The organism is Marinobacter panjinensis (genome assembly GCF_005298175.1).
In the GTDB taxonomy this organism is placed as follows: Bacteria; Pseudomonadota; Gammaproteobacteria; order Pseudomonadales; family Oleiphilaceae; genus Marinobacter; species Marinobacter panjinensis.
Window position 1 is genome coordinate 3,447,340 of sequence record NZ_SZYH01000001.1, and the last position, 24,046, is coordinate 3,471,385.

22 protein-coding genes are annotated in these 24,046 nt (G+C 59.3%); 9 read left to right on the forward strand and 13 right to left on the reverse strand.

What is annotated here, in order from left to right; translation table 11 throughout:
- Position 1 precedes the first annotated feature (1 nt).
- The 3 genes from FDP08_RS15785 to FDP08_RS15795 all read right to left on the reverse strand — a co-directional run bounded on the left by FDP08_RS15785 (position 2) and on the right by FDP08_RS15795 (position 3,282).
- A complete protein-coding gene (locus tag FDP08_RS15785; protein WP_137437075.1) occupies positions 2–676 on the reverse strand; it encodes a GntR family transcriptional regulator in 675 nt (224 codons plus the stop codon).
- A gap of 108 nt (positions 677–784) precedes the next feature.
- A complete protein-coding gene (gene cls, locus FDP08_RS15790) occupies positions 785–2,221 on the reverse strand; it encodes a cardiolipin synthase (protein ID WP_427901845.1) in 1,437 nt (478 codons plus the stop codon).
- Complete coding sequence (locus FDP08_RS15795) at positions 2,218–3,282, reverse strand: AraC family transcriptional regulator (RefSeq protein ID WP_427901846.1); 1,065 nt, start codon at positions 3,280–3,282, stop codon at positions 2,218–2,220. Before FDP08_RS15795 ends, cls begins: the two co-directional genes overlap by 4 nt.
- Before the next feature lie 420 nt (positions 3,283–3,702).
- Here FDP08_RS15795 and FDP08_RS15800 point away from each other — a divergent pair, with 420 nt between their 5' ends.
- The 4 genes from FDP08_RS15800 (at position 3,703) to FDP08_RS15815 (ending at position 7,214) form a co-directional block, all read left to right on the forward strand.
- A complete protein-coding gene (locus FDP08_RS15800) occupies positions 3,703–4,494 on the forward strand; it encodes an alpha/beta fold hydrolase (RefSeq protein ID WP_137437077.1) in 792 nt (263 codons plus the stop codon).
- 97 nt (positions 4,495–4,591) lie between these two features.
- Positions 4,592–5,683 (forward strand): SMP-30/gluconolactonase/LRE family protein, encoded by a 1,092-nt coding sequence (locus tag FDP08_RS15805; protein ID WP_137437078.1) that lies wholly within the window; start codon positions 4,592–4,594, stop codon positions 5,681–5,683.
- Complete coding sequence (locus tag FDP08_RS15810) at positions 5,676–6,164, forward strand: acyl-CoA thioesterase (RefSeq protein WP_137437079.1); 489 nt, start codon at positions 5,676–5,678, stop codon at positions 6,162–6,164. Before FDP08_RS15805 ends, FDP08_RS15810 begins: the two co-directional genes overlap by 8 nt.
- A gap of 60 nt (positions 6,165–6,224) precedes the next feature.
- Entirely contained in the window at positions 6,225–7,214 is a 990-nt protein-coding gene (locus FDP08_RS15815; RefSeq protein ID WP_137437080.1) for an NADP-dependent oxidoreductase, read from the forward strand.
- A 29-nt stretch (positions 7,215–7,243) separates the two neighbouring features.
- Here the strand turns inward: FDP08_RS15815 and FDP08_RS15820 are convergent, their stop codons facing one another.
- The 3 genes from FDP08_RS15820 to FDP08_RS15830 form a co-directional block, all read right to left on the reverse strand.
- A complete protein-coding gene (locus FDP08_RS15820) occupies positions 7,244–9,091 on the reverse strand; it encodes a cation:proton antiporter (RefSeq protein WP_137437081.1) in 1,848 nt (615 codons plus the stop codon).
- Positions 9,092–9,119: 28 nt separating this feature from the next.
- Positions 9,120–9,947 carry a tRNA cyclic N6-threonylcarbamoyladenosine(37) synthase TcdA gene (tcdA, locus tag FDP08_RS15825; RefSeq protein WP_137437082.1) on the reverse strand — a complete coding sequence of 276 codons (828 nt, stop codon included), beginning with the start codon at positions 9,945–9,947 and terminating at the stop codon, positions 9,120–9,122.
- Between the two features lie 285 nt (positions 9,948–10,232).
- Positions 10,233–12,008: an acyl-CoA dehydrogenase C-terminal domain-containing protein gene (locus tag FDP08_RS15830; RefSeq protein ID WP_137437083.1), complete on the reverse strand. Its 1,776-nt coding sequence runs from the start codon at positions 12,006–12,008 to the stop codon at positions 10,233–10,235.
- A 155-nt stretch (positions 12,009–12,163) separates the two neighbouring features.
- On the opposite strand from FDP08_RS15830, the gene FDP08_RS15835 reads away from it, so the two are divergent.
- Positions 12,164–12,907: an SDR family oxidoreductase gene (locus FDP08_RS15835; RefSeq protein WP_137437084.1), complete on the forward strand. Its 744-nt coding sequence runs from the start codon at positions 12,164–12,166 to the stop codon at positions 12,905–12,907.
- 29 nt (positions 12,908–12,936) lie between these two features.
- On the opposite strand, the gene FDP08_RS15840 is transcribed toward FDP08_RS15835, so the two are convergent.
- The 3 genes from FDP08_RS15840 to speA form a co-directional block, all read right to left on the reverse strand.
- Positions 12,937–13,581, reverse strand: a complete 645-nt coding sequence (locus tag FDP08_RS15840) for a ChrR family anti-sigma-E factor (protein ID WP_137437085.1) — start codon at positions 13,579–13,581, stop codon at positions 12,937–12,939.
- Complete coding sequence (locus FDP08_RS15845; protein ID WP_137437086.1) at positions 13,578–14,177, reverse strand: sigma-70 family RNA polymerase sigma factor; 600 nt, start codon at positions 14,175–14,177, stop codon at positions 13,578–13,580. Before FDP08_RS15845 ends, FDP08_RS15840 begins: the two co-directional genes overlap by 4 nt.
- Positions 14,178–14,333: 156 nt before the next feature.
- Positions 14,334–16,244: a biosynthetic arginine decarboxylase gene (gene speA / locus FDP08_RS15850; RefSeq protein WP_137437087.1), complete on the reverse strand. Its 1,911-nt coding sequence runs from the start codon at positions 16,242–16,244 to the stop codon at positions 14,334–14,336.
- A 198-nt stretch (positions 16,245–16,442) separates the two neighbouring features.
- Here speA and speE point away from each other — a divergent pair, with 198 nt between their 5' ends.
- Positions 16,443–17,324 carry a polyamine aminopropyltransferase gene (gene speE, locus FDP08_RS15855; RefSeq protein ID WP_137437088.1) on the forward strand — a complete coding sequence of 294 codons (882 nt, stop codon included), beginning with the start codon at positions 16,443–16,445 and terminating at the stop codon, positions 17,322–17,324.
- Positions 17,325–17,550: 226 nt separating this feature from the next.
- Here the strand turns inward: speE and FDP08_RS15860 are convergent, their stop codons facing one another.
- Together FDP08_RS15860 and glnK are read right to left on the reverse strand one after the other, a co-directional pair.
- Complete coding sequence (locus FDP08_RS15860) at positions 17,551–18,831, reverse strand: ammonium transporter (protein WP_137437089.1); 1,281 nt, start codon at positions 18,829–18,831, stop codon at positions 17,551–17,553.
- A 72-nt stretch (positions 18,832–18,903) separates the two neighbouring features.
- On the reverse strand, positions 18,904–19,242 hold the full coding sequence (gene glnK / locus FDP08_RS15865) for a P-II family nitrogen regulator (RefSeq protein WP_004578958.1): 339 nt from the start codon (positions 19,240–19,242) through the stop codon (positions 18,904–18,906).
- Positions 19,243–19,652: 410 nt separating this feature from the next.
- On the opposite strand from glnK, the gene FDP08_RS15870 reads away from it, so the two are divergent.
- The 3 genes from FDP08_RS15870 (at position 19,653) to trmB (ending at position 22,339) form a co-directional block, all read left to right on the forward strand.
- Complete coding sequence (locus FDP08_RS15870; protein ID WP_137437090.1) at positions 19,653–19,907, forward strand: accessory factor UbiK family protein; 255 nt, start codon at positions 19,653–19,655, stop codon at positions 19,905–19,907.
- A 59-nt stretch (positions 19,908–19,966) separates the two neighbouring features.
- Positions 19,967–21,490 (forward strand): YifB family Mg chelatase-like AAA ATPase, encoded by a 1,524-nt coding sequence (locus tag FDP08_RS15875; RefSeq protein ID WP_137437091.1) that lies wholly within the window; start codon positions 19,967–19,969, stop codon positions 21,488–21,490.
- 132 nt (positions 21,491–21,622) lie between these two features.
- Complete coding sequence (trmB, locus tag FDP08_RS15880) at positions 21,623–22,339, forward strand: tRNA (guanosine(46)-N7)-methyltransferase TrmB (RefSeq protein ID WP_137437092.1); 717 nt, start codon at positions 21,623–21,625, stop codon at positions 22,337–22,339.
- A gap of 19 nt (positions 22,340–22,358) precedes the next feature.
- On the opposite strand, the gene FDP08_RS15885 is transcribed toward trmB, so the two are convergent.
- Together FDP08_RS15885 and hemW are read right to left on the reverse strand one after the other, a co-directional pair.
- Positions 22,359–22,892: a hypothetical protein gene (locus tag FDP08_RS15885; RefSeq protein ID WP_137437093.1), complete on the reverse strand. Its 534-nt coding sequence runs from the start codon at positions 22,890–22,892 to the stop codon at positions 22,359–22,361.
- Positions 22,892–24,046 carry a radical SAM family heme chaperone HemW gene (hemW, locus tag FDP08_RS15890; RefSeq protein WP_137437094.1) on the reverse strand — a complete coding sequence of 385 codons (1,155 nt, stop codon included), beginning with the start codon at positions 24,044–24,046 and terminating at the stop codon, positions 22,892–22,894. Before hemW ends, FDP08_RS15885 begins: the two co-directional genes overlap by 1 nt.

Sequence of the window (24,046 nt, forward strand, 5' to 3'; positions counted from 1 at the left end):
GTCAGGCGGTGGCAGGGGTAGTGCCAATGGCTTCAAGAACCTGCTGGCATTGCTGTTCGGCGTACTTTGCCAGGATATCCGCCATACGTTCCTCATCGTGGTCGCGGATGGCATCGATGGATTCACGCACGTGTTGCAGGTTGTCCTCCAGCACACGATTACCCCCACGCTGAAAAGCGACAAAGGCACAGCGCTTGGCTGACGGCCAGAGATCCTCAATGGCCGACACAATGAAATAATTGTCCGCATAGGCCAGCGATGCCTGGGTATATTCGATGCCGAGCTCCAGGAACACCAGCAGATCATTGTTGTCGTGGCAGGCTTTCATTCGCTGATACAGGGATTCGAGCTTGTCCATGTCAGCGGGTTGCCACTGCCGAACCAGCTTGCGACCGGTATGGGTCAGGTACAGTTGCAGCACCTCGTAGAGACTCCGCACGAAAAACTCATCCAGCGGCGTGACGAAGGCCCCCTTGCGGGGAACGTTCTGCACCAGGTGGCGTTTTTCCAGCAACAGTAAACCCTCGCGGATCGAGCCGTGGCTGACGTCCATCTGTTTCGCCATGGCGCTTTCATATATTCGCTCGCCGGAGCGAAGCTGGCCAAAGGCGATGAGGTTTTCAATGTGGCGTGCGACCTGTTCGGTCAGGGTCTCGCGGGGCTTGAATGTGGTCATGGTCCTGCTTCGTTACAGCGTGCTGGCTCAATGGTTCTGGAATACTCTCACATTCTCTCCGTCCGGAAAATGGTCACACCGAAACCGGCACCGCTTGTGCGCCCCGTTTCAGAGCAAGGGCGCTGCCAGCCGGATGGTTCTGCAGGCCAGGCGGAAAGGGATCGAGCGCTCACGGTAGTCCCTTTCGCTCATCAGGCGGCAGCTCGCCAGGTCCTGTTCCAGCATGTGCTCGATACCTTCAACAAAGTCGCCAGCGGTACAGATCGCGGTGATCTCGAAGTTCAACCGCATGGACCGGTTGTCCAGATTGGCCGTACCCAGGGCAGCGTAGCGATTATCCACCAGCACCATCTTCTGGTGCATGAAACCAGGCTGGTACTGGTAGATGCCGATACCAGCCCGGCATGCCTGGACCAGGTATGAGTACGCCGCAAGCCCGATCAGCCAGCTGTCAGACTTTTCCGGAATGATGATGCGCACATCCACACCCCGGAGCGCTGCCAGTTGCAGGGCATTCATGATCTGGAAATCGGGCACGAAATAGGGTGAAGCAATCCAGAGGCGATCGCGGGCATTGTTGATGCAGTTCAGGAAAAACAGCGTGCAGGTTTCGTAGGTGTCGGCCGGCCCGGTGGGTAGGATCAGCACTTCCTGATCACCCCGTGCCGGCATGGAGGGTGTCCAGTTGAGCGTGGGAAACTCCCCGCTGGCCCAGTTCCAGTCTTCAAGCCAGGCCAGTTGCAGGCCGGTCACCGCCGGCCCGGTAATGCGGCAGTGGCTGTCGCGCCAGGGTTCCTCGTCCGAGGCGGTACCCAGGTACTCATCACCCAGGTTGATACCGCCGACAAAGCCCACCTCCCCGTCGCAGACCAGAAGTTTGCGGTGATTGCGGAAATTCACCTGTAACCGCATACGGCGAAAATTACCGTCCCCGAAGGAAGCAATGTTGGCGCCAGCGGTGGCCAGTTCCCTGAGATATTTCCGGGGTAACCAGACACTGCCGATATCGTCATAGAGAAACCACACTTCCACACCCTGGGCGAGTTTGCGCTTCAGAATCGACTTGATGCGCTGGCCGATCTTGTCGGAGCGAACGATATAGAACTCCAGGAGGATATAGCGGCAGGCACTTTCCATCGCGTCAAACAGGGCGTCGAAGGTGGCTTCCCCGTCCTTCAGCAAATCACATTGGTTGCCTTTGGTGAAGGGTTGCCGGCCCAGCTTGCAGAGCACCCGGAGTTCATCATCAAAATGCTCGTGGTCCCGCTGGCTGATGGACGCAGACTGTCGCTCATAGTGATTCAGCAGCTCGGTAAGGGCGGCATCGCCGGTGCGCCGGGCTTTCAGATAGCCCCCAAAGCGGTTGCGTCCGAGCAGCAGGAACAGGGGGACGGCGATATAGGGCAGGCCTATCAGTGCCAGAACCCAGGCAAGGGCGCCCTGGGCCGTTCGGTAGGTCATCAGAATCCGGTAAATGCAGACGGCTGCAGTCAGATAGAGCAGCCCGATGGCAGCAGCGAGCCAGGAGACGTCGGGCAGGCTCATTCCGATGTTTCCCCGCTTTCATTGGACTGGTGGCGTGCCCGATATTGGGCCGGTGCCATCCCGGTCCAGCGTTTGAAGGCGCGGCTGAAGGCACTGAGCTCGGAAAAGCCCAGCAGGAAGGCGATTTCGCCAAGCGCGTAATGGTCCGCCGCCACGTAGCGCAGGGCCTTGTCCATGCGCACCTCTTCCACCAGTTCGTGAAACCCCAGTCCTTCTTTTTTCAGACGCCGATACAGGGTCTGTCGGCTCATATGGCATTGTTTTGCCAGAGTGTCGGCATCGATGCGTTCGGTCGCCATCTGGCGGGATATCAGTCGCCGGATCTTGCGGCCAAAGGTGCGCCGGCCCTGAAGACGGGCCAGCAGCGAGTTGACCTGTTTGAGCACCGCTGAATAGACGTAGGGATTGCGGTGGGGAATCGGATGGCCCAGGTGCCGGCTGTCAAAGGCAAGGCGGGTGGTGCCGGAGCCGAAATAGATCCGTCCCCCCAGCAGGCGCCGGTATTCATTACCGTAGGACGGTTCCGGATGCGCAATCTCGGCCCACTCGGCAACGATGGAGGAGTGAATAAAGTGCCGGGTCCGGCACAGGGCGGCCGCCAGGGTCCGGTCCATGTCCTGACGGCAATAGTGCCCCGGCGAATCTGCTTGCCAGGTAAGAATGGCCTGGTCGCCGGCCTGCTCGAAACTCAGGGTAACCGATTCATTGATCAGCCGGTGCAGGCGAACATACTGGGTAACGGCCTCGCCCAGGGTATCGCAGTTGAAGAACACATGACCAACCAGCCCCATGCGGTCAGGATCGATCACCTGGCCGGCATGAAGTCCGACGGCCGGATCGCCGGTGGCCAGCTCTGCATGCTCCCAGAGGCGGTAGTGGTTTTCAGCGGGGATGCGAAGATCCGGATCGGTCAGCTCATTACGTCTGAACCCGGTGATTCTCTCCACGGTGGGGAGGTCGAGTACCCCTTGCAGGTCCAGATAGTGAACCAGTGCCAGCGTACTTGAAGCTGCAACCAGCGGCGATGTGGTGGCTTCTGCCTGGGGAGCGTTCACGGTCACCTTTGTTTAATGGTTAACAGGAATTCATCCGTGCTGATACAAAATGTCAAGCCTGTGGGACAGGGTGTCAATGGGTTGTCCCTGTAACAACGATAGCATTAAGTCACTAAGGATTCTTATCCAAGCGAATTGAGACAGGAGGTGTTTTCATGGATCTGGAAATTTTTGTACCCCATAACGAGCTCGAGCGTTCCAACATTGTCGCACTGGCTGAATACCTGAACAGCATGTACTACTGCTGATCAGCTCGCACTGAAGCTGATCGGAAGACACCAACGTTTATGACCTGATGCCGGGGGAGACTCCGGCTTTTTTCGTTTGCAGAATCTGTTCCGCCCGCCCCTTTGACCGCTTCCCCTTGTGCCTGTAGCCACCGATGGTAATGTAGTTCGTTTACCGGCATCACAGGAGACCCTGTCCATGAGTGTTGAACTCAACTACCGCATTACCGGCGATGGACCGCCGCTGATTCTGCTGCACGGCCTGTTCGGTTCGCAGGATAACCTGGGTGGCATCAGCCGCCGGTTGCAGGACCAGTGGCAGATCCATGCTCTGGACCAGCGCAATCACGGCAGCTCTCCTCATACGGATACCATGGATTATCCCTCGATGGCGGATGATGTGCTGGCCTACATGGATGCCCGGGGGCTGGACAAAGCCGCCATCCTCGGTCACTCCATGGGCGGCAAGACCGCGATGCAGGTGGCACTCCAGGCTCCGGAGCGCGTTGAGCGGATTATTGTGGCGGATATCGCGCCGGTGACTTACCACCCCCGCCATGATGCTGTTCTGGAGGGGCTGAATGCCGTGGATCTGGGCGCCATCCGCTCGCGGCAGGATGCTGACAAGGTGCTGGCTGACTACGTGGAAGAACCCGGTGTCCGGCAGTTTCTGCTGAAAAACCTGGTGCGGGTAGCGGACGATGAGCGTAACGACTATCCCGGGCCTTATCGCTGGCGCCTTAACCTGCCAGTGATCGAACAGAGCTATTCGAAGCTCGCCCAGGCACCCGAAGGTGATGGCCCGTTCGAAGGCCCGGTATTGTTTATCAAGGGCGCTGACTCTGCCTACATTCAGGAGAAGCACCGCGATGAGATTCGCCGGCTTTTCCCCAATGCCGATCTGCGCATTATCTCTGGTACCGGGCACTGGCTGCACGCAGAAAAGCCGGACAGCTTCGCCGCACTGTGTCGTCGTTTTCTTGCCGACTAGGCCTTATGGCCTTGCCTGCGGCGCGGTTGCCAGTTTAGCCGGTGGCGGGGGTCTGGTAAGGTGACGAAATTGCATCTGACAGGAACAGGCATCATCTATGAAGTGGCTTCTGGGAGCGTTGCTGATCGGTTTTCTGGTGTTGGGCAGTTTTCTGTTGTCGCCTTCGCCCATAAACAGCCAGTCCTGGAAAGCTCCGTCCCCACAGCCACTGACCGGTGAGCTGGCCCCGAACGAACGCCTGCGGTTGGCAGATCTTCTGGCCAGGGGAGAAGTCTATGGCCCGGAAGATACTACCGTGGATGAAGAGGGCGTGCTCTACACCGGCACTCAGGACGGATGGATTGTCAGGGTCTGGCCGGACGGACGGGTCGAGAAATGGCTGGAAACCGGGGGACGGCCGCTGGGAATGGTATTTGACCGCCAGGGCAATCTCATTGTGGCGGATTCCTGGAAGGGGCTGTTATCCATCGCCCCGGACAAGTCCGTCACCCTGCTGACGCGGGAAGCGGAGGGCCTACCCTTCCGCTTTACCGACGATGTGGATATTGCCCCGGACGGCAGGATCTATTTCACCGACGCCAGCTCCCGTTTCCGTCAGCCGGATTACGTGCTGGACCTGCTGGAAATGCGTCCTCACGGGCGTCTTCTGCGCTATGACCCGCGCACGCAAAAAACCGAGGTGCTGCTGAGCAACCTGCATTTTGCCAACGGGGTGGCGGTGTCGCCGGATGGTGAGTACGTGCTGGTCAACGAAACCTGGAAGTACCGCATCCTCAAGTACTGGATAGGCGGCCGGGCCCCCGGCCAGGCCGAGGTGTTCGCCGATAATCTGCCGGGTTTTCCCGACAACCTGGCGGTCGACAGTGAAGGCCGCTACTGGGTAGCCTTTCCCACCCTGAGAAACCCGCAGGTTGACGCCATGCACCGGCAGCCCTGGCTCAAGGACCTGTTGGCCAAGCTGCCCGACTATTTTCTGCCAGAGCCCCAGGAGTACGGGCTGGTTGTGGCAATGGACGAACAGGGCGGGGTGATTACCAGCCTTCACGACACCCGCGGTACCCATTTGCAGGAGATAACCTCGGTTAATCCCCACGATGGTTACCTCTACTTTGGTTCACTTCACAATGACCGCATTGGCCGGTTAGCGTTATCGGCCATTCCGGGCCTGGGAGACAGCAACGATGAGTGATGGCAATCCGGTGAGCTGGGATCTTCCCGAACCCTTCACCATGACCATTGACGTGCGTGATGAGGATACCGACAGGTTGGGCCATGCCAATAACGTGGTGTATGTGCGCTGGCTGGAGGAGATCAGCTGGCAGCATATCGAGAGCCTGGGAATGACCTGGGAATTGCATGAAAAAACCGGCAAGGCCATGGCCATCACCCGCACAGAAATTGATTACCTGGCGGCCGCCAACGCCGGCGATCGTCTAGTGTTGGGTACCTGGCTGACCGGGTTTGACGGTCGCTTTCGCTCAGCGCGCCAGTTCCAGCTGGTACGGGAATCTGACGGCAAGACCCTGGTACGGGCGGTATCCACCCACGCCTGCGTCAGTCTGAAAAGCCAGCGGCCCTCGCGCATGCCTGCTGAATACGCTGACATTCTCGGCGGCGCCATGGTGCCGGGTGGTCGCGGCTTTGATGCCAGCTTTAATTCCACACCGTGAAGTTTCTGCTAGTCTGAACAAATGATTCTGTCCTGTCCCTGAAGCTGTCTGGAGAACATCATGGAAAACACCGTTGATCCCAATGCTGGCAACGCCATGCGCCGAGTCGTCTATGACCGCTTTGGCGATGCCGACGTCCTCCGGGTTGAATCCTCCGCAATCCCGGAGCCGGGTGCCGAGGAAGTGCTGTTCAGGCTGGCCGGTGCCGGCCTGAATCCCATCGACTGGAAAACCCGCAAAGGGCTGGGATTCGTCGCCCGGCAGATTGAAGACCGCCTGCCCTGGACCCCGGGCTTTGACGCCGCCGGCGAAGTGGTTGCCGTAGGCCAGGATGTCACCACCCTGGCGCCCGGTGACCGGGTAATGGGCATGGTAGGGTTTCCTGCCGGCGGCGGGGGCTACTCTGAGTATGCCGTTGCCCGTGCCGACGAGCTGGCCGTTGTGCCGGAAGAGCTGGACCTGGTAACCGCTGGCGCCTTGCCCCTGGCCGCGCTGACCGCCTGGCAGGCGCTGTTCGAAGTGGCGGAACTGGAAGCGGGCCAGAAAGTACTGATTCACGCCGGCGCCGGCGGAGTGGGGCATTTTGCGGTCCAGTTTGCACTGGAACGGGGTGCCCATGTCATCGCGACTGCATCAGCAAGCAACCGCGATTTCCTGGCCGCCTTCGGTGTGCATGAGGTGATTGATTACCACACCACCGATGTGGTGGACGAATGCTACGGTCTGGACGTGGTGCTGGACCTGGTGGGTGGCGAGGCTGGCAAGCGTTCCCTGCATACCCTTAGCGAGCATGGCGTGCTGGTGACCATTCCCACGGTAACGGCCGACGAGATCATTACGGCAGCGGAAGCGCTGGGGCTAAGGGCCCACGGCATGACCGTCCGCCCTGATGTCTTTCACCTTGATGAGATCGCCGAACTGATCGAGGACGGCGACGTGCGGGTTCACATTGACGAGACCTTCACGCTGGATCAGGTGGCCGATGCGCACCGCATGCTGGAGGGCGGACACGTCAGGGGCAAACTGGTGCTCGACTGCCGTAGTCGCTGACTCCCTCACGCCAACCCAGGCCAACCCCCTCAGGCCGGAGCCGGTTCCGGGGTTTCTCCGGTATCCCGCTCCTTGCGCTCCTTTCTTGCCTGGGGCGGTACCAGGCTGACCAGGGTCCAGTCTTTCTCGGGCTTGATGGCATCCATGCTTTTCACAGGCGTGATGTGCCCACGAGTGTCCAGCACAAACAGCACCATGGCCTGGCGGTCGTATTTCTCCAGAAAGTCGTCAAAGGTGAACTCGTCACTGAGCTGGGTGGTTTTCACCGAATACCCCTGGCTGGCCAGGCTGGCGAGCTTGGCGTAACTCACTCCGCCAAACAGGCCCCGGGTCATCTGGATTTTCTCGGCGGTCTGGTGCCTGGCTTTCTGGTCCTGGTCGCCCTCGGCCAGTGTCAACACCGAGCCCTTTCCGAACCAGTCCAGGAAGTGATAGGTGGCCAGTGAATTCATATGCTTGTACGGGGATATCACCAGCAGGTTGCCAATGCCGGTCAGGTCAAGATGGGTAGACGCATGCTCGGATACCGGGTTGCCGAAGTACACCTGCAGGTCTTCCATTCGAGCCTGCTTGACGTTTTCCCAGTTGGTATCGGCCAGAATGACCGGCACCTCCAGTTTTTTCAGTGCCAGGCCGATTTTCCGAGCCACCGGGTTGGCGCCCAGGATCAGGAAGCCGTAGGCGGCTGGTTCGGCCACCCCCAGCAGCTTGGCCAGCGGCCGCGCGGTGAGGCTCTGCAGGGTGACGGTGGCAATGATCAGCATGAAGATTAGGGGTACCAGGGCACCGGCACTCTCGTAGCCCAGCTCCTGTAACTGGAACGCGAACAGGGCGGATACCGCCGCGGCCACGATGCCCCTGGGGGCAATCCAGCTCAGAAACAGCTTGTCGCGCCAGTTGAGACTGGTGCCGATAGCCGACAGAAAAATGCTCACCGGGCGCGCCACCAGCATCAGCAGCGCAAGCACGACCACCAGGCCCCAGCCCAATTGGGCAATGGCGGCAAACTCGACCCGTGCGGCGAGGATGATGAACAGGGCCGAGATCAGCAGCACACTCAGGGATTCCTTGAATTCCAGAATGGCGTCGATGGGAACCTGCTTCATGTTGGCCATCCAGATGCCCATCACGGTCACCGTCAGCAGGCCCGATTCGTGGGCCATTTCATTGGACAGGGCATAGACGCCGAGCATGAAGGTCAGGGTGCCGGCGTTATGCAGGTACTGGGGTAACAGGTGCTTGCGCAGGGCAATGCCATTGAGCCAGCCTGCCGCGGCGCCAAGCAGGAAGCCCACCGCCAGGGTTTTGCCGAAGATGTACATGGAATGGCCGAAGACATTGCCCTGGCCCCAGGACACGATGCCCTCGAATACCAGAACCGCCAGCAGGGCGCCCACCGGGTCGATGATAATGCCTTCCCAGCGCAGGATGTTGGCGAGCTTGGCGTCCGGCCGCACGGATCGCAGCAGAGGAGCGATAACCGTTGGTCCGGTGACGATGGAAATGGCACCGAACAGCAGCGCCACCTCCCAGGACACATCCAGGATCCAGCGTGCGGCCAGGGTGCCGATAAAACAGGTGACAACAGAGCCGACGGGAATCAGATTGCGAACCATCTTGCCGTGGCCACGGATTTCTTCGTACCGGAGCGTCAGGCTGCCCTCGAACAGGATGATGGCCACTGCCAGGGAAATGACCGGGAACAGCAGGTCTCCGAACACCTGCTCCGGATTCAGAAAGCCGAGCAGCGGGCCTACCGCGATACCGCCGGCCAGCAGGAACAGGATGGCCGGCATGCGAACCCGCCAGGCGAGCCACTGGCAGAACAGGGAAAGCACACCAATGCAGGCAAGTAGAAAAACGGTGCTGACGGTCATAATGGCTTCAGTTCCATTGAGTCATGGGTTAGTTCTGTTGGTCGGCAGGGGAGGTTACTGAGGTGTCGGATTCCGCCTTGCGTGCGAGCCTGGCAAGTAGCCGGGCTGCTGCAAAAAAACCGAAACTGGCGGTCACCGGGCTGGCGGCGCCAAATCCTGAGGCGCAATCCAGCCTCACCGGGCCTTCGGTGGCCGGTTTCTGGAGGCAAACCTCACCGTCCCCAGCAGGATACGTGAGCTGTTCAAGCGAGTACACGGCTTCGATTCCAAAGCGGCGTTTGGGATTGCGTGAGAAACCATACTCCCGTCGCAGCAGATTACGAACCTTGGCCAGGAGTGGATCCTGCGTGGTCTTGCTGAGGTCGCTGACGCGGATCTGGGTCGGGTCCATCTGGCCGCCGGCACCGCCAGCACAAATCAGCGGAATCTTCCGCCGCTGGCAGTGAGCAATCAGCGCAGCCTTGGCTTTGACACTGTCGATGGCGTCAACCACCCCTGACATCTCCGGGGTGATCAGTTCACTGACGTTTTTGGTGTTCAGGAACCCGAAGTGGACCCGGATATCGGCTTCCGGGTTGATCCCCCGCAGGCGTTCCGCCATGGCGTCGGTTTTGGTACGGCCATACTGGCCTGTCAGAGCGTGGAGCTGACGGTTGGTATTGGAAACGCAGATGTCGTCCATGTCGATCAGCGTCAGCGCGCCGATACCGGAGCGGGCCAGGGCCTCGGCGGCCCAGGAACCGACACCGCCGAGGCCGACAATGGCAATGTGGGCGTGACGGAAACGCTCCAGGGCCCTGCGGCCATACAGCCGCTCAATGCCGCCGAAGCGGAAGTGGAAATCGTCACCCGTCATACTGCATCTCCGCCCAAAAGCCACGATTGTAACCCAGCCCTGCCGGCTGTCTCTAATCGGGGTAAGTCAGGGTGTCGGGAAACGGCGATTGCCAGGCATAAAAAAGGCCACGCAAGAGCGTGGCCTGTAAGCAAGTGCCCAACCCGACGGGGGGTGGGCCGGACTAGTTCAGAGACACTAATCAACGTATTCAGTATCGTTTATAAGCGTGCTGTCCGGAAGGTCAGTGTTTGACAAATGTCAGTCATTTCCGGCCATAGTTTCGGGGTTGGCCTGAAAAGCCGCTCACGCTGCCCAGTGATCGTCCTCGAAGGCCATGAGCGACTCCTTTCCGCTCTCGATGTCCTGCTGTAGCCACTGGATCTCCGGCAGTAGCTTCTCGAAGTAAAAGCGGGCCGAGACCAGTTTGCCTTCCAGGAGCGGTTTGTTGCCTTCGCCGGCAGCCAGTTGCGCCCGCGCCACGCCTGCCATGCGGGACCACAGGTAGGCGATGACGGTCAGTGCCATCAGGCGCAGGTAAGGCGTTGCGGCCGCTCCGGCCTGCTCCGGGTCCCTGGGAGCATGGCTAGCGATCCACATCGTGGCCGACTCCAGCGACTTGATGGCACCCTTCAGCTCCTCCCGGTGAGGCGCTTCCGGGTTTTCCTTGAGGTAGCCGGTCAGTTCCGCAAAAAGGGTACGTACCAGCTGGCCGCCCTTGAGGCTGAGCTTGCGGCCCACCAGGTCCATTGCCTGGATGCCATTGGTGCCTTCGTAGATGCGGGCGATACGACCATCCCGTACCAGTTGCTCCAGTGGCCAGTCCGTGGTGAAGCCGGAACCGCCCAGCACCTGCAGGCCGGTGTTGGCGTTGTTGAAGCCTTCGTCCGTGAGGAAAGCCTTCACCACCGGAGTGAGCAGCTGAACCAGGTCATCCGCCGATTCTCGAATCGATTCATCGCCATGGGCCACCGACAGGTCCAGCTTGTGGCCGGTAAACAGGGCCAGGGCACGCATGCCTTCATTAAGCACCTTCTGGCGCATCAGCATGCGGCGCACATCCGGGTGCACGATGATCGGGTCCGCCGGGCCGTCCGGGTTCCTGGGGCCACTCAGGGAACGGCTCTGCAGACGCTCGCGGGCAAAGCCCAGGCTTTCCTGGTAGGCCATCTCGGCCAGACCCAGGCCCTGCATACCCACCATCAGGCGGGCTTCGTTCATCATGGTGAACATGGCGCGCATGCCGTCGTTGGGCTCGCCCACCAGCCAGCCCTTGGCACCCTCAAAGTTCATCACGCAGGTGGCAGAACCCTTGATGCCCATCTTGTGTTCCAGGCCACCGCAGAAGGCGGGGTTGCGCTCGCCGGAATCCGGCAGCACCTTGGGCACCACGAACAGGGAGATACCTTTGGTGGTGTCCGGCGCGCCGGGGAGCTTGGCCAGTACCAGATGCACAATATTGTCCACCAGATCATGTTCGCCACCGGTGATCCAGATCTTGGTGCCTTCGATCGCGTAGGAGCCATCATCATTGGGTGTGGCACGGGTACGGATCAGCCCCAGGTCAGTACCGCACTGGGGCTCGGTCAGGCACATGGTACCGGTCCACTGGCCGGAAATCAGTTTCTCCAGGTAGGTGTCTTTCAGTTCGTCGGAACCGTGGGCATAGAGGGCGCTGATGGCACCGTGGGTCAGGCCAGGGTACATGCCGAGGGACAGGTTGGTGGAACACACCATCTCATCCACCACGAACTTCAGGGTATGGGGCAGGCCCTGACCGCCGTATTGCAGCGGTGCGTCCAGTGCCGTCCAGCCGCCCTCGACGAATTTGGTGTAGGCCTCACGGAAGCCATCCGGAGTAGTAACGTCATGGGTTTCCGGGTTGTACTGGCAACCCTGGCGGTCACCGACCTGATTGGTGGGCTGGATCACTTCCGCTGCCAGTTTTCCGGCCTCGTCGATGACTGCCGAAATCAGGTCAGGGGTGGCGTCTGCGTACTTTTCCAGTTCATGGAGCTTGTCAGCGCCAAGGACATCAAACAGCAAAAAGCGAAGGTCATTCGCCGGGGCCTGGTATTGCATGGAAGTCTCTCCTCAATGCAGCAAGTGGTGTCAACGCTTGTATTCATACGCCCGTTTTAATCTTCGGTTCACTGCAGCGACCGGTCTGAAGGCGGAAATATTCGTATTTATCCGATGGTTTCACTTGATAGCCGGAATGCTGGCGAGGAGTTGCTATGAAGCAGGTGTTGATTGCCGGAATATCCGGCGCTATTGGCCACGCCCTGGCCGAACGACTGTTGGAACGGGATTCCCGGGTTTCGGTTGTGGGGCTGTGCCGCAATCCATCATCGGTTGCTTTCAGCGACGAGCAGTCAGACCGGATCTCACTGATTCCGTGGGACGCAGCTGAAAAAGACAGTGCCCGGACAGCAGCAGAAAAACTCAAGGAGGTTGTGCCGGAAGAGGCGGGACTGGACACCTTGATCTATGCCGCGGGAATACTGCATGGCCCGGGGGTGACTCCGGAAAAGCGACTGGAGGATCTGGATGCAGAGGCTTTCGCCCATGCTTTTTCGGTGAACGCCACCGGTTTTGCCATGCTGGTTCAGGCCATCTCTCCCTGGCTACGTCATCGGCGCTTCAAACGTATAGTGGCGGTTTCTGCCAGGGTCGGTTCCATAACCGATAATGGGTTTGGTGGCTGGTATGCCTACCGAAGCTCCAAGGCGGCGCTCAATATGTTGGTGCGCAATCTGTCCATTGAATTGCCCAGGAAATACCGCCCGCTGGCCTGTGTAGCAGTGCATCCGGGAACCACATTGTCGCCACTGAGCAGGCCTTTTGCCCGTTCACTGGCGCAGCTACAGGTCCACGAGCCGGGAGAAACGGCGGAAAACATCCTGAATGTGGCAGAGGGTTTAACAGAGAACGATAACGGAACCTTCCTGAGTTGGGATGGTTCCGCTATTCCATGGTGACGGGGAAAGCGTTGAGACGGCGAACCGTCTCAACGTATAAAAGGGTTCAACAACCGGGTGAAAGTGCCGGTGAGTTTGACCGGCGCACTCAATACCGACAGCGTAATGCAATCTTCACAGCCAACGGCGACAGGCTTGTGTTCATCTTCCTGGTTGAGAACGACAAAGTCCCACTGGTTGAACACACCTTTCTGGTCTGCAAAGGCTCCCTGGAGGACGATGGTGGTTTCGTTGCCGCGGTGGGTGTGAACCGGGGCCTTGCCGCCAGCGGCCAGCTTCTGCAGTACAACCTGCTCGCTCTGGCCCGGGAACCGTTCGCTGATGTCCAGTACGCTGACATCGCCCAGTTGACGCTTCCAGGGCAGGTCGTTCAGGTTATCGCCCAACAGTTTCTGGAGCGGGCTCATGCGTTTGGCCTGCGTCTGGATGTACTTTTCGGTCATGTCCGGCTCACTGTCGATACGCGACAGGATGGAGTCAAACATGTCCGATGACACACCCACCTGGGGCTGACTTTCCATCATCACCGCGCCCAGGCTGTCGAGCGTATCAGCGCGGCTGCGGCAGTGAGGGCACTGATCCAGATGAAGGCGAATGCACAACGCGTGGGGCTCGCTGAGGTTGCCCGCGCTGTATTCCATCAGAGTTAACGTGTCTGGGTGATGCCGTGTCATACGTTCTGGTCCTGCAATATCACTTTCAGTTTGTTCAATGCCAGGCGAACCCGGCTTTTTACGGTACCCAACGGTATATTAAGCTCGTCGGCCACCATCTGGTGTGACTTGCTTTCCATGTAAACCTTGGCAATAACGGTGATCTGTTCTTCCGGGAGTTGGCTGAGAGATTCTCTCACCCGGCGCTCGGACATCAGGCGATGCAGCGATGTAACCGGCTCATCATCGTTTTCGCCGGGAATCTGCCACAGATCTTCGGTCTCGACCGGCATCTCTGCGCTGGTGCGCTTCATCTTGCGCAGCATGTCGATGCGCTGATTACGGGCGATGGTGAAGATCCAGGTGGATGCGGCAGCCTTGCGCCAGTCATAGAGACACGAACGACGCCAGATGGACACGAACACTTCCTGGACCAGCTCTTCGGCATGACTCGCCAGGCCGTTAGCCATGGCGTAGTACTTGATCTGCGGGCCAAAATGCTCGAACAGGGCATGATAGGCCTGACGGTCCTGGTTCTTGCCCACCTTCTCGAGCATCTGGCTCCAGGGGTCCTTGCGGCCCTCGGCCCGTGCCGGCTTCTGATCCAGTGTGGTCACCGGACGCTCCTTGACAGTCGCATGATTAGAAATTGTTCTGTTCATCATTCTATGCACTCGCCCCGAGTTTGTCAGTCAGGATATGTACGGGGCGGGCAGGTAGCCGGATCAGCCCGGGTCTGTTTTTCGTGAATTATTTTTCATTGGCGGAGTCCGTTATTCCTCCAGGTATGTGTAGCCCTCAAGACCGCTGCCAAACTCTTCCAGCAGGCTGGCCTGTTCGTCATCCGGCAGCCCGCTGGCGGCAAACTTCTGCTGATAGGCCCTCAGCAGGGCAGCGGGTTCAAAGTTAACGTACTGCAGTACCCTGGCCACGGTATCGCCGTGGATCGGCTCGCTCACGGTGTGGCCGCCGCCGGCGTTGCGTCGCACGTCCACCGAATGAGTGTCACCGAACAGGTTGTGCATATCGCCGAGGATTTCCTGGTAGGCCCCGGTCATGAAAAAGCCCATCAGCATGGGTTCCTCCGGCGTCTCTTCCGGTAGCGGGAAGGTGGTTTCGATACCCTGGCCGTCCACGTAGCGGTCGATGCGCCCGTCGGAGTCACAGGTGATGTCCTGAATAACCGCGCGCCGGGTCAGGGGGCGATTGAGCCCGTTGATGGGCATGATCGGGAAAATCTGGTCGATGCCCCACACATCCGGCAGCGACTGGAACAGTGAGAAGTTCACAAACAGCTTCTCCGCCAGTTTCTCATTGAGCTCATCAATGATCTCCCGGTGCGCGCGATTATCGGAGTTCAGCTGGTTCCGGAGTGCCCGGCAACAGGTGGTGTAGAGCGTTTCTGCCCTGGCGCGATCGGCCAATGACAACAGGCCATGAGCAAACTGCGTGTGGACGTCCGCCATGGCATGGAGTACGTCGTGGTAAATCTCCGCCAGTGAGCGGGGGGAGCGTGCATCCTGAAGGCTCTCCAGATCCCGCCACAGGTCCTGAAGCGGCGCCGGAGCGTCACTGACCGGCTGCTCTGGCCTGCGCTTGTCGGGCACCTCGCGGTCAATCACGTTGGTGACCAGCACCGAATGGTGAGCCGTCAACGCCCGGCCCGATTCGCTGATCAGGTTGGGGTGGGGGATGCCAGCCCGGTCGCACTCCGACTGCAGTATATGGACCACGTTGTAGGCATACTCCTGCACGCTGTAGTTCATGGAGCAACTGCTGCGGGACCGGGTGCCTTCATAATCCACACCAAGGCCCCCGCCGATATCCACTGTGCCAACCGGCGCACCCATCTGGCGCAATTCGCTGTAGAAGCGCGCGCATTCCCGCAGCCCGGTCTGGATGTCGCGGATATTGGCAATCTGCGAACCCAGGTGGAAATGCAGCAACTGCAGGGATCCCAAAGCTCCGGCTCCGCGCAGTGTTTCAACCACATCCAGCACCTGGCTGGCGGAAAGACCGAATTTCGACTTTTCCCCGCCGGTATTCTGCCAGTTCCCCTTTCCGATGGTGGCCAGTCGTGCACGAACACCAATCAACGGTGTCACTCCGAGACGGCGGGCCTGCTCCAGAATCAGCGGCAGCTCGGACTGCTTCTCCACCACGATAAACACCCGGTGCCCCAGCTTTTGTCCGATCAGCGCCAGACGGATATATTCACGGTCCTTGTACCCGTTGCAGACGATGACCGACCCGGGCTGCTGAGATAACGCCAGAACCGCCATCAGTTCCGGCTTGCTACCCGCTTCAAGACCGATCTGGTTATCCCTGGCAGCGGGTTCAGCACATAGCAGTTCCTCGACCACTCGCCGCTGCTGGTTCACCTTGATGGGATAGACGGCCGTGTAAGCGCCCTGGTAGCCCTGTTCCTCAGCCACTTTGTTGAAGGCACCGCACAGCTTGTTGACCCGGTCGTGGAGGATGTCGGTGAAACGGATCAGCACCGGCAACTGCACCCCGTTGCTGACCAGTGAGCGGGTAAGGTCGGGCAGGTTGATGTCCTCACCACTATGGCCCCGGTCCGGCCGGATCAGCACCTCACCGCGGGCATTCACATCGATATAACCATCACTCCAGTGGGCGATGTTGTACACCTCGTGGGCGGCACTGCCGGTTGGTTCACTCATGGGGCTGTCCTGTGCTGAATCCGGAGCCGGCACGGTGCCGGCTTATGGCCGTCATTGTATGGATTCCACCGGCCTGCTGAAAGAACCGCGCGGGAAAAACCATGACCCGGCGCGATGATAGTCCTTTAGGTGTGGCAACTCCCCACCTACAATACCCTCAATACGAACAGGCTCGACAAGTAACTCCGGAGACACGAAATGACTGCACTGAACGACGGCTGGTTTACCGAGGTATTCCAGGACCAGGGAACCGCATTTTCCCTGCAGGTAAAGAAGAAGCTGCACGAAGAACAGACCGAATTCCAGAAGCTGGAAATCTGGGAAACGGAAACCTTCGGCAACTTGATGGTGCTGGACGGCTGCGTGATGCTGACCAGCCGTGACAATTTCCTCTATCACGAAATGATGACCCATCCGGCCCTGTTCACTCACAAGGACCCGAAGAAGGTCGTTATTGTCGGCGGTGGTGACTGCGGCACTCTTAAAGAAGTCCTTAAACACCCGGGTGTGGAAGAAGCCTGGCAGGTGGAAATCGACGAGCGCGTCACCCGCCTTTCGGAACAGTACTTCCCCGAACTGTGCGAATCCAACACCGACCCCCGCGCCAACTTCTTCTTCGGCGACGGCATCCAGTGGGTTCGTGACGCCGTGCCTGAAAGCCTCGATGTCATCATCATCGACAGCACCGATCCTGTTGGACCTGCCGAGGGCCTGTTTGCGCTGGACTTCTACCGCGACTGCATGATTGCGCTGCGTGAGGGCGGCATCATCGTCCAGCAGAGCGAGTCGCCGCTGCTGCACACCAACACCATCATCAAGACTATCCACGACGACATGAAAAAGGCCGGGTTTGACCATGTGCGCACCCTGCCTTTTCCGCAGCCGGTTTATCCTACCGGGTGGTGGAGTTGCACTATGGCGGGGAAGGAAAAGCCGGTGGTTTACTTCCGTGAGGAAGATGCCGATCAGCGGCCGTTTGTGACTCGTTATTACAACGCTGATATCCATCGGGGGGCGCTGGCTTTGCCGCAGTTTATGGTGGATGTGTTGGAGGATGAGGTGATGTCGAGCGAACGATAAGAGTTGGCGGAGGAGGTGGGAGGGGGGCCTTTCCGGGCTCGACAAAAACATGGATGTTTTTGTCGAGCGTACAGGGACGTATTCACAGCGTATCCCGGAAAGGCCCCCTCCCACCTCCGGCATGCTCTCAGGTCTGCGCGTCGGATTACGCTTTGCTAATCCGACCTACTAAGTCAAAAAAAGGGCGCCCGCAGGCGCCCCTCTTTTGATCCGGTGTCAGCCGATGTTACTTGCTGCTGACGAACTCCGGATAGGCTTCCATGCCACACTCTGACAGATCCACACCTTCGTACTCTTCCTCCTCGGTAACCCGGATACCCATGACCGCCTTGAGGATGCCCCAGACAATCAGGCTGGTGCCGAAGACCCAGACGAAGATGGTAAGCAATCCGACCAGCTGACCCATAAAGGTCGCATCCGCGTCGGACAGCAGCACCGCGAAGATACCCCAGATGCCAACCACACCATGCACCGAGATGGCACCGACCGGATCATCGATACGCATCTTGTCGAGAGTGACAATCGAAAACACCACAACGATGCCGCCGATAGCGCCGATGATGGTCGCCAGCAGGGGTGAAGGATCAGCAGGCTCGGCCGTGATGGCTACCAGACCAGCCAGGGCACCGTTCAGGGCCATGGTCAGGTCAGCCTTGCCGAACATGATGCGGGCGAGGATCAGTGCGCCGATCAGGCCGCCGGCTGCAGCTGCGTTGGTGTTCAGGAACACGTTGGCAACCTCGTTGGCCACACCGATACCACCCAGCTTCAGGGTAGAGCCGCCGTTAAAGCCGAACCAGCCCATCCACAGGATAAAGGTACCGAGAGTTGCCAGCGGCAGGTTTGCGCCCGGGAATGCATTGATCTGACCCTTTGACCCGTATTTGCCTTTACGGGGGCCCAGCAGCAGAACACCAGCCAGGGCAGCAGCAGCACCAGCCATGTGCACGATACCGGAGCCGGCGTAATCGCTGTAGCTGAGCTCGTAGATGCCGAAAACAGCATCGCCGTTCCAGGTCCAGGAACCCTGCATCGGGTAGATGAAACCACACATAACAACGGCAAACGCGAGGAAGGCCCAGAGTTTCATGCGCTCAGCGACGGCACCGGAAACGATGGACATGGCTGTGGCAACAAAAACCACCTGGAAGAAGAAGTCCGAAGCGCCTGCGTATTCACCCATCTCGCCGAAACCGGCTTCATTGGAAGCTGCGAGGACTCCGGCAATGGCCGCGTCGTCCATTTGCGCGACAGTGGTAACGCCACTGAGGAAGAGTCCGCCATCGTACATGATGTCGTAGCCGACGATCAGATACATGGTACAGGCTACTGCAAACAGGGAGACGTTCTTGGTCAGGATTTCAGTGGTGTTCTTGGCACGCACCAGGCCTGCCTCGAGCATCGAGAAACCCGCGGCCATCCACATGACCAGGGCACCGCAAATGAGGAAGTAAAAGGTATCCAGCGCATACTGGAGTTCAAAGATATAATTAAGATTGCTTTCCATGTGAAGCCCTCCGCACGAGGCTTTTCAAGTTATAAGTTTTTTGCGTTGGCTGTCTGGTTGATCAGGCTGTAATCAGACCGCTTCTTCGCCGGTTTCCCCGGTCCGTATCCGGATAGCCTGTTCCAGTTCGGTCACGAAAATTTTGCCGTCGCCGATTTTTCCGGTGTTGGCGGCCTTGGTGATGGATTCGATGACCTGGTCCAGCAGGTTGTCGCCGATAGCAACTTCAACCTTGACCTTGGGCAGAAAGTCCACCACGTATTCTGCGCCACGGTAGAGTTCGGTATGGCCCTTCTGGCGACCGAAGCCTTTGACTTCAGTGACCGTTACGCCTTGTACGCCAATCTCGGATAGTGCCTCACGGACATCATCCAACTTGAAAGGCTTGATGATCGCTGTCACAAGTTTCATTGCTTTCTCCTTGGTAAAGCCGTCTCAACGCCTGGAACTCTTCGGTCCGTTGTTGAGGTCGGGATGCTGCCACCTCGCACACCAATTGTGCGGATTGCGTACAAGGCTTTTAGCATCGTGTGTGCCAACGCAAAAAATAACAATAATATCAGCATCTTGAGTATATGCTGATCCAAAATGGATCGTCAGGCTGCACCATTTCGGGGCTGACCTGTCGGAAGCGAACCATAATGATGCACAAGTCAGGTGCAATCATTAAAAGCTGCCTCAGCGGCATTATACTGCCGATAGGGTACAGTATGGCAGGGCAGGCAATGTGTTACACTTCCGACCTTCGTACCGGTGCCAGTTCCGGGCGGGTTCTGGAGAGTTCAACAGAACTCAAAGTGTTCAAGCCAGCGAGGTGATTTGTGAAAGGTCCACAGGATTTCTTTACCCAGCTTCAGGGTCAGTTCGGCCAGTTTGTTCCCGATATGGCCCGTGCCGCCCGTGAGGACTTCGAAGCCCAGGCCCGGGCGACGGTAATGACCGTGCTGTCGCGCCTTGAGCTGGTAACCCGTGACGAATTTGATGCCCAGCAGGCGGTCCTGATGAAAACCCGTGAAAAGGTCGAGGCGCTGGAAAAGCGTGTGGCCGAGCTGGAGCAGCAGTCCCCGAAGAGCTGACAGGCAGGAAGCCCGTCAGGCGGCTGAGCCGCCAATACCCATAACCATGGAAGGTTGTCATGTTTGCCGTCGTCCATACCCGCGCCAGCATTGGCGTATCCGCGCCATCCGTTACTGTTGAAGTCCACCTGTCCGGCGGCCTGCCGGCACTTTCCATTGTCGGGCTGCCGGAAACCGGAGTTCGTGAAAGCAGGGAGCGTGTCCGCAGCGCGTTGCTCAATGCCGGCTTCGACTTTCCCGCCCGCAGAATCACAATCAATCTGGCTCCCGCTGATTTGCCCAAGGAAGGTGGCCGCTTCGACCTCCCCATTGCCCTGGGCATCCTCGCCGCTTCCGGACAGATTCCGGCGGAAAGCCTTGCGACATACGAGTGTGTGGGCGAGTTGTCCCTTGATGGTGCGCTGCGCCCCCTGAAGGGCGTGCTCCCTGCCGTGTTGGCAGCCCGTAAAGAAGGGCGCCAGCTGCTGATTCCCCAGGCCAATGCCGCCGAAGCCGCGCTTGCCAGCCAGGACGACGTGTTGCCAGCAGCCCATCTGCTGACGGTGTGTGAGCACCTGTGTGATCGGGCCCGTATTTCCCCGGTTCCGGCTGCTGTGGCAGAGCAGAGTGCCAGGCCCGGTCCGGACCTGGCCGATGTGCGTGGCCAGAACGTGCCGCGCAGGGCGCTGGAGATAGCGGCGGCGGGTGGCCATAACCTGCTGATGTTTGGCCCGCCGGGTACCGGAAAGAGCATGCTCGCCAGCCGTCTGCCCGGCATTCTGCCCCCCTTGACCACGGAGTCCGCCCTGGAGGTGGCCAGTATCCACTCGGTGGCCGGATTGCCGGTTCAGGACGAGGACTGGTGCCGGCCACCTTACCGGTCACCGCATCATACCGCCTCATCCGTTGCCATGGTGGGTGGGGGCAGTAGTCCGCGGCCTGGTGAAATCTCACTGGCTCACCGTGGCGTATTGTTTCTGGACGAACTGCCGGAGTTTGGGCGCCGGGTGCTGGAAGTACTGAGAGAACCCATGGAGTCCGGCGAGATTGCCATCAGCCGTGCCGCGAGGCAGGTGACTTTTCCCGCCCGGTTTCAGGTGGTGGCGGCCATGAACCCGTGCCCCTGCGGCTACCTGGGGCATCCCTCGATCGAGTGCCAGTGTACGCCACAACAGGTGCTCCGTTATCGGGCAAAGATTTCCGGCCCGTTGCTGGACCGCTTTGACCTGCATGTGGAAGTTCCGGTGCAAAGTGGTGAGGTGCTGATGCAGCGTGAAGGGGAGGGGGAGTCGAGCGCCGTTGTGCGTGAGCGTGTCAACCTGGCCCGGCAACGGCAGGTTCAACGGGGTGCGGTCAATAGCGCCCTGGGCGGCAGTGAGCTACACAACTACTGCCGGGTGGACCAGGCTGGTGAAACCATGTTGTCCGCGGCGATGGAGCGCCTGGGCCTGTCTGCCCGGGCCTTGCACCGCATTCTTCGGGTGGCGCGAACCCTCGCTGACCTGGAAGGTCAGGAGCGTATCGGCAATGGTCACCTGGTGGAGGCTCTGGGCTATCGCAAGCTGGACCGGCAGCAAACCAGGAATGCGCAGGTCTCGCTATAAAGGGTCGGGCTGAACAGGGGCTGACGGGCACAAATACCTGGCTGTATAGTGGCGTCTGCAGCAAGTCACTCTGGTAAACTGTCGATATAACCCATTGAAGATGCACCGCGAAAGGGCGGTTGAGGACGTCAGATGACCGATCACGATGATGTTTCCGGCGATTCACCTGTTACCACACGCCGTGGCGTGCGCAGTTTCGTGCTGCGCCAGGGGCGAATGACCGAAGGCCAGAAAAAGGCCTACGAGCGCAGCTGGCCCAAGTACGGCCTGACCCGTGAGCAGGGCATGATCGACCCGCGCCAGGTGTTTGGCCGGGACAATATGCTGAATCTTGAGATCGGATTTGGCATGGGCAAATCCCTCGCCGATATGGCGGAAGCGGCACCGGAGCAGGACTTTATCGGTGTCGAGGTGCATCTTCCGGGTGTGGGTGCCCTGTTGAAGGAGATTGAAGACAGGGGGCTGGAGAACGTCCGGATTTACGCTATTGATGCCAACGACGTGATTGACCTGTGCCTGCCCGATGCCGCCCTGGACCGGGTGATGGTGTTTTTCCCGGATCCCTGGCACAAGAAGCGGCATCACAAGCGCCGGCTGATCCAGCATGATTTCGTTCAACGCCTGCGCCACAAGCTCCGGGTGGGCGGTATCCTGCACCTGGCGACGGACTGGGAGAACTACGCGGAATACATGATGGAAATCATGAGTGAGTCGGAAGGCTTCGCCAACACCCAAGAGCCGGGCCAGTATTCCCCTCGTCCCGAGGATCGTCCGGTGACCAAGTTCGAGAAGCGCGGTGAAAACCTGGGGCACGGGGTCCGTGACCTGGTGTTCTACCGCACAAACTAGAAGCCTGGTTCCGGCGGCGTTATCCGTGGGCCAGCGGATGGCGCCTGGCAGCCCGGATGATCACCAGCCCTGCGGCACCCAGCATGAGCCCGGTAAACTTGATCAGCGCGCACACGGTTGCCGACAGGCTGAGCATATCCGTGGGCGGGTCCATGTTGTTCAGCAGCAGAATATTTTCCGCCATATCACCGGTGCCGGCAGCCACGAACAGCGCTTTGACCCAGCGCGCCACGTTGCGCTCCCGAACGCCCGGTCGGTCCCGGGTCAGGTGATTGGTCAGAAGAATCAGAGTGAACAGGTAAGCCGGGACGAACAGGAAATCCAGCCACAGGGAAACATGGGCCCATACCAGGCCACCCTCGCGCCAGCTCCGGATGATGGCCATGGACTGGTCTGCCGTCGCTGCCATCTGGAAGCTGACGATGCCCTGGGGCGCCGAGCCAGTCCGCAGCGGCTGGTTGACGAACACCAGAATAAGCAGCAGAACCGCTGTTGCCAACAGGCTCAGGTTGAGTCTTCGGGGGAGCAGGGTCAGAAGACGCGGCAATGACATCAGAGAAAGCGCTCCAGCACGCTGTTCAGGTATCGCTGTCCGAGTTCTGTCGTCTGTATTCGTCCCGGTTCCAGCAGATTTTCCGTTCTTAATTCCTGAAGTTTTACCGCAACTGTGCTCATTGGTAAACCTGTACGTTCTGTGAACAGGTATTCCGGTACTCCGGACGTCAGGCGCAAGGCGTTCATCAGAAATTCCAGAGGCCGCTCGTCAGGCTCGACCACCTGGCTGCCGGCGGTTCGGCTGCCAATCCGGTTCAGGTAGGCCTCGGGTTGCCGTGTTTTCCAGAATCGCCTTATTTCACCGTTGCGCAGGGTGATTTTGCCGTGGGCTCCGGCACCAAGGGCCAGGTAGTCCCCAAACATCCAGTAATTCAGGTTATGGCGGGACGCCATCCCCGCCCGACTCCAGGCTGACACTTCATAATCTGCGAAACCCTGTTGGTGCAGATAATCCGAGCCCTGGCGATAGATTTCCCACAGGTGGTCCTCGTCCGGCAGTGGCGGGGGGCGGCTGAAGAATTCAGTATTGGGTTCCAGGGTCAACTGGTACCAGGACAGGTGAGGAGGCTCCCACGCCAGGGCCGTTTCCAGGTCGGTAATGGCCTGCTCCGGTGTCTGACCTGGCAATCCATGCATCAGGTCGAGGTTGAAATTGTCGAAGCCGGAGTTACGGGCCGCCTCAATGGCTTTGTGAGCGGCCTTGTCGTCGTGGATACGCCCCAGGTCTTTCAGGCGCTGCGCATTGAAACTCTGAATGCCGATGGACAGGCGGTTGATTCCTGCTGCCCGAAAGCCATGGAACCGGCTTTGCTCAACCGTTCCCGGGTTGGCCTCCAGGGTAATTTCGACATCATCGTCGAAGCGGAGGTGTTCGCGTAGCTGGCGGAACAGGCTTTCATAGAAATCCGGTGACATCAGTGACGGCGTGCCACCGCCGATGAACACCGTCTGGATGCTGCGGCCCTGCACCAGTGCCAGGTCGCTGGCGAGATCCTCCATGATGGCCTTCAGGTAGCGGTCTTCGGGGATGTCGCCGGTCAGTGCGTGAGAGTTGAAATCACAATAGGGGCACTTTTTCACGCACCAGGGAACGTGAATGTACAGGCTCAGTGGGGGCAGTGCGCTGTTCCGCCAGGCATCCGGCAGCTCCAT

Excerpts from the sequence above, each read along its gene's own strand:
- cls (WP_427901845.1), bottom strand. The coding sequence starts at position 2,221 with ATGAGCCTGCCCGACGTCTCCTGGCTCGCTGCTGCCATCGGGCTGCTC.
- FDP08_RS15810 (WP_137437079.1), top strand. The coding sequence starts at position 5,676 with ATGAGTGATGGCAATCCGGTGAGCTGGGATCTTCCCGAACCCTTCACC.
- FDP08_RS15805 (WP_137437078.1), top strand. The coding sequence starts at position 4,592 with ATGAAGTGGCTTCTGGGAGCGTTGCTGATCGGTTTTCTGGTGTTGGGC.
- FDP08_RS15830 (WP_137437083.1), bottom strand. The coding sequence starts at position 12,008 with ATGCAATACCAGGCCCCGGCGAATGACCTTCGCTTTTTGCTGTTTGAT.
- FDP08_RS15800 (WP_137437077.1), top strand. The coding sequence starts at position 3,703 with ATGAGTGTTGAACTCAACTACCGCATTACCGGCGATGGACCGCCGCTG.
- speA (WP_137437087.1), bottom strand. The coding sequence starts at position 16,244 with ATGAGTGAACCAACCGGCAGTGCCGCCCACGAGGTGTACAACATCGCC.
- glnK (WP_004578958.1), bottom strand. The coding sequence starts at position 19,242 with ATGAAACTTGTGACAGCGATCATCAAGCCTTTCAAGTTGGATGATGTC.
- FDP08_RS15860 (WP_137437089.1), bottom strand. The coding sequence starts at position 18,831 with ATGGAAAGCAATCTTAATTATATCTTTGAACTCCAGTATGCGCTGGAT.
- tcdA (WP_137437082.1), bottom strand. The coding sequence starts at position 9,947 with ATGACGGGTGACGATTTCCACTTCCGCTTCGGCGGCATTGAGCGGCTG.
- FDP08_RS15885 (WP_137437093.1), bottom strand. The coding sequence starts at position 22,892 with ATGTCATTGCCGCGTCTTCTGACCCTGCTCCCCCGAAGACTCAACCTG.
- FDP08_RS15835 (WP_137437084.1), top strand. The coding sequence starts at position 12,164 with ATGAAGCAGGTGTTGATTGCCGGAATATCCGGCGCTATTGGCCACGCC.
- FDP08_RS15840 (WP_137437085.1), bottom strand. The coding sequence starts at position 13,581 with ATGACACGGCATCACCCAGACACGTTAACTCTGATGGAATACAGCGCG.
- FDP08_RS15785 (WP_137437075.1), bottom strand. The coding sequence starts at position 676 with ATGACCACATTCAAGCCCCGCGAGACCCTGACCGAACAGGTCGCACGC.
- speE (WP_137437088.1), top strand. The coding sequence starts at position 16,443 with ATGACTGCACTGAACGACGGCTGGTTTACCGAGGTATTCCAGGACCAG.
- FDP08_RS15820 (WP_137437081.1), bottom strand. The coding sequence starts at position 9,091 with ATGACCGTCAGCACCGTTTTTCTACTTGCCTGCATTGGTGTGCTTTCC.
- FDP08_RS15875 (WP_137437091.1), top strand. The coding sequence starts at position 19,967 with ATGTTTGCCGTCGTCCATACCCGCGCCAGCATTGGCGTATCCGCGCCA.
- hemW (WP_137437094.1), bottom strand. The coding sequence starts at position 24,046 with ATGGAGCTGCCGGATGCCTGGCGGAACAGCGCACTGCCCCCACTGAGC.
- FDP08_RS15815 (WP_137437080.1), top strand. The coding sequence starts at position 6,225 with ATGGAAAACACCGTTGATCCCAATGCTGGCAACGCCATGCGCCGAGTC.
- trmB (WP_137437092.1), top strand. The coding sequence starts at position 21,623 with ATGACCGATCACGATGATGTTTCCGGCGATTCACCTGTTACCACACGC.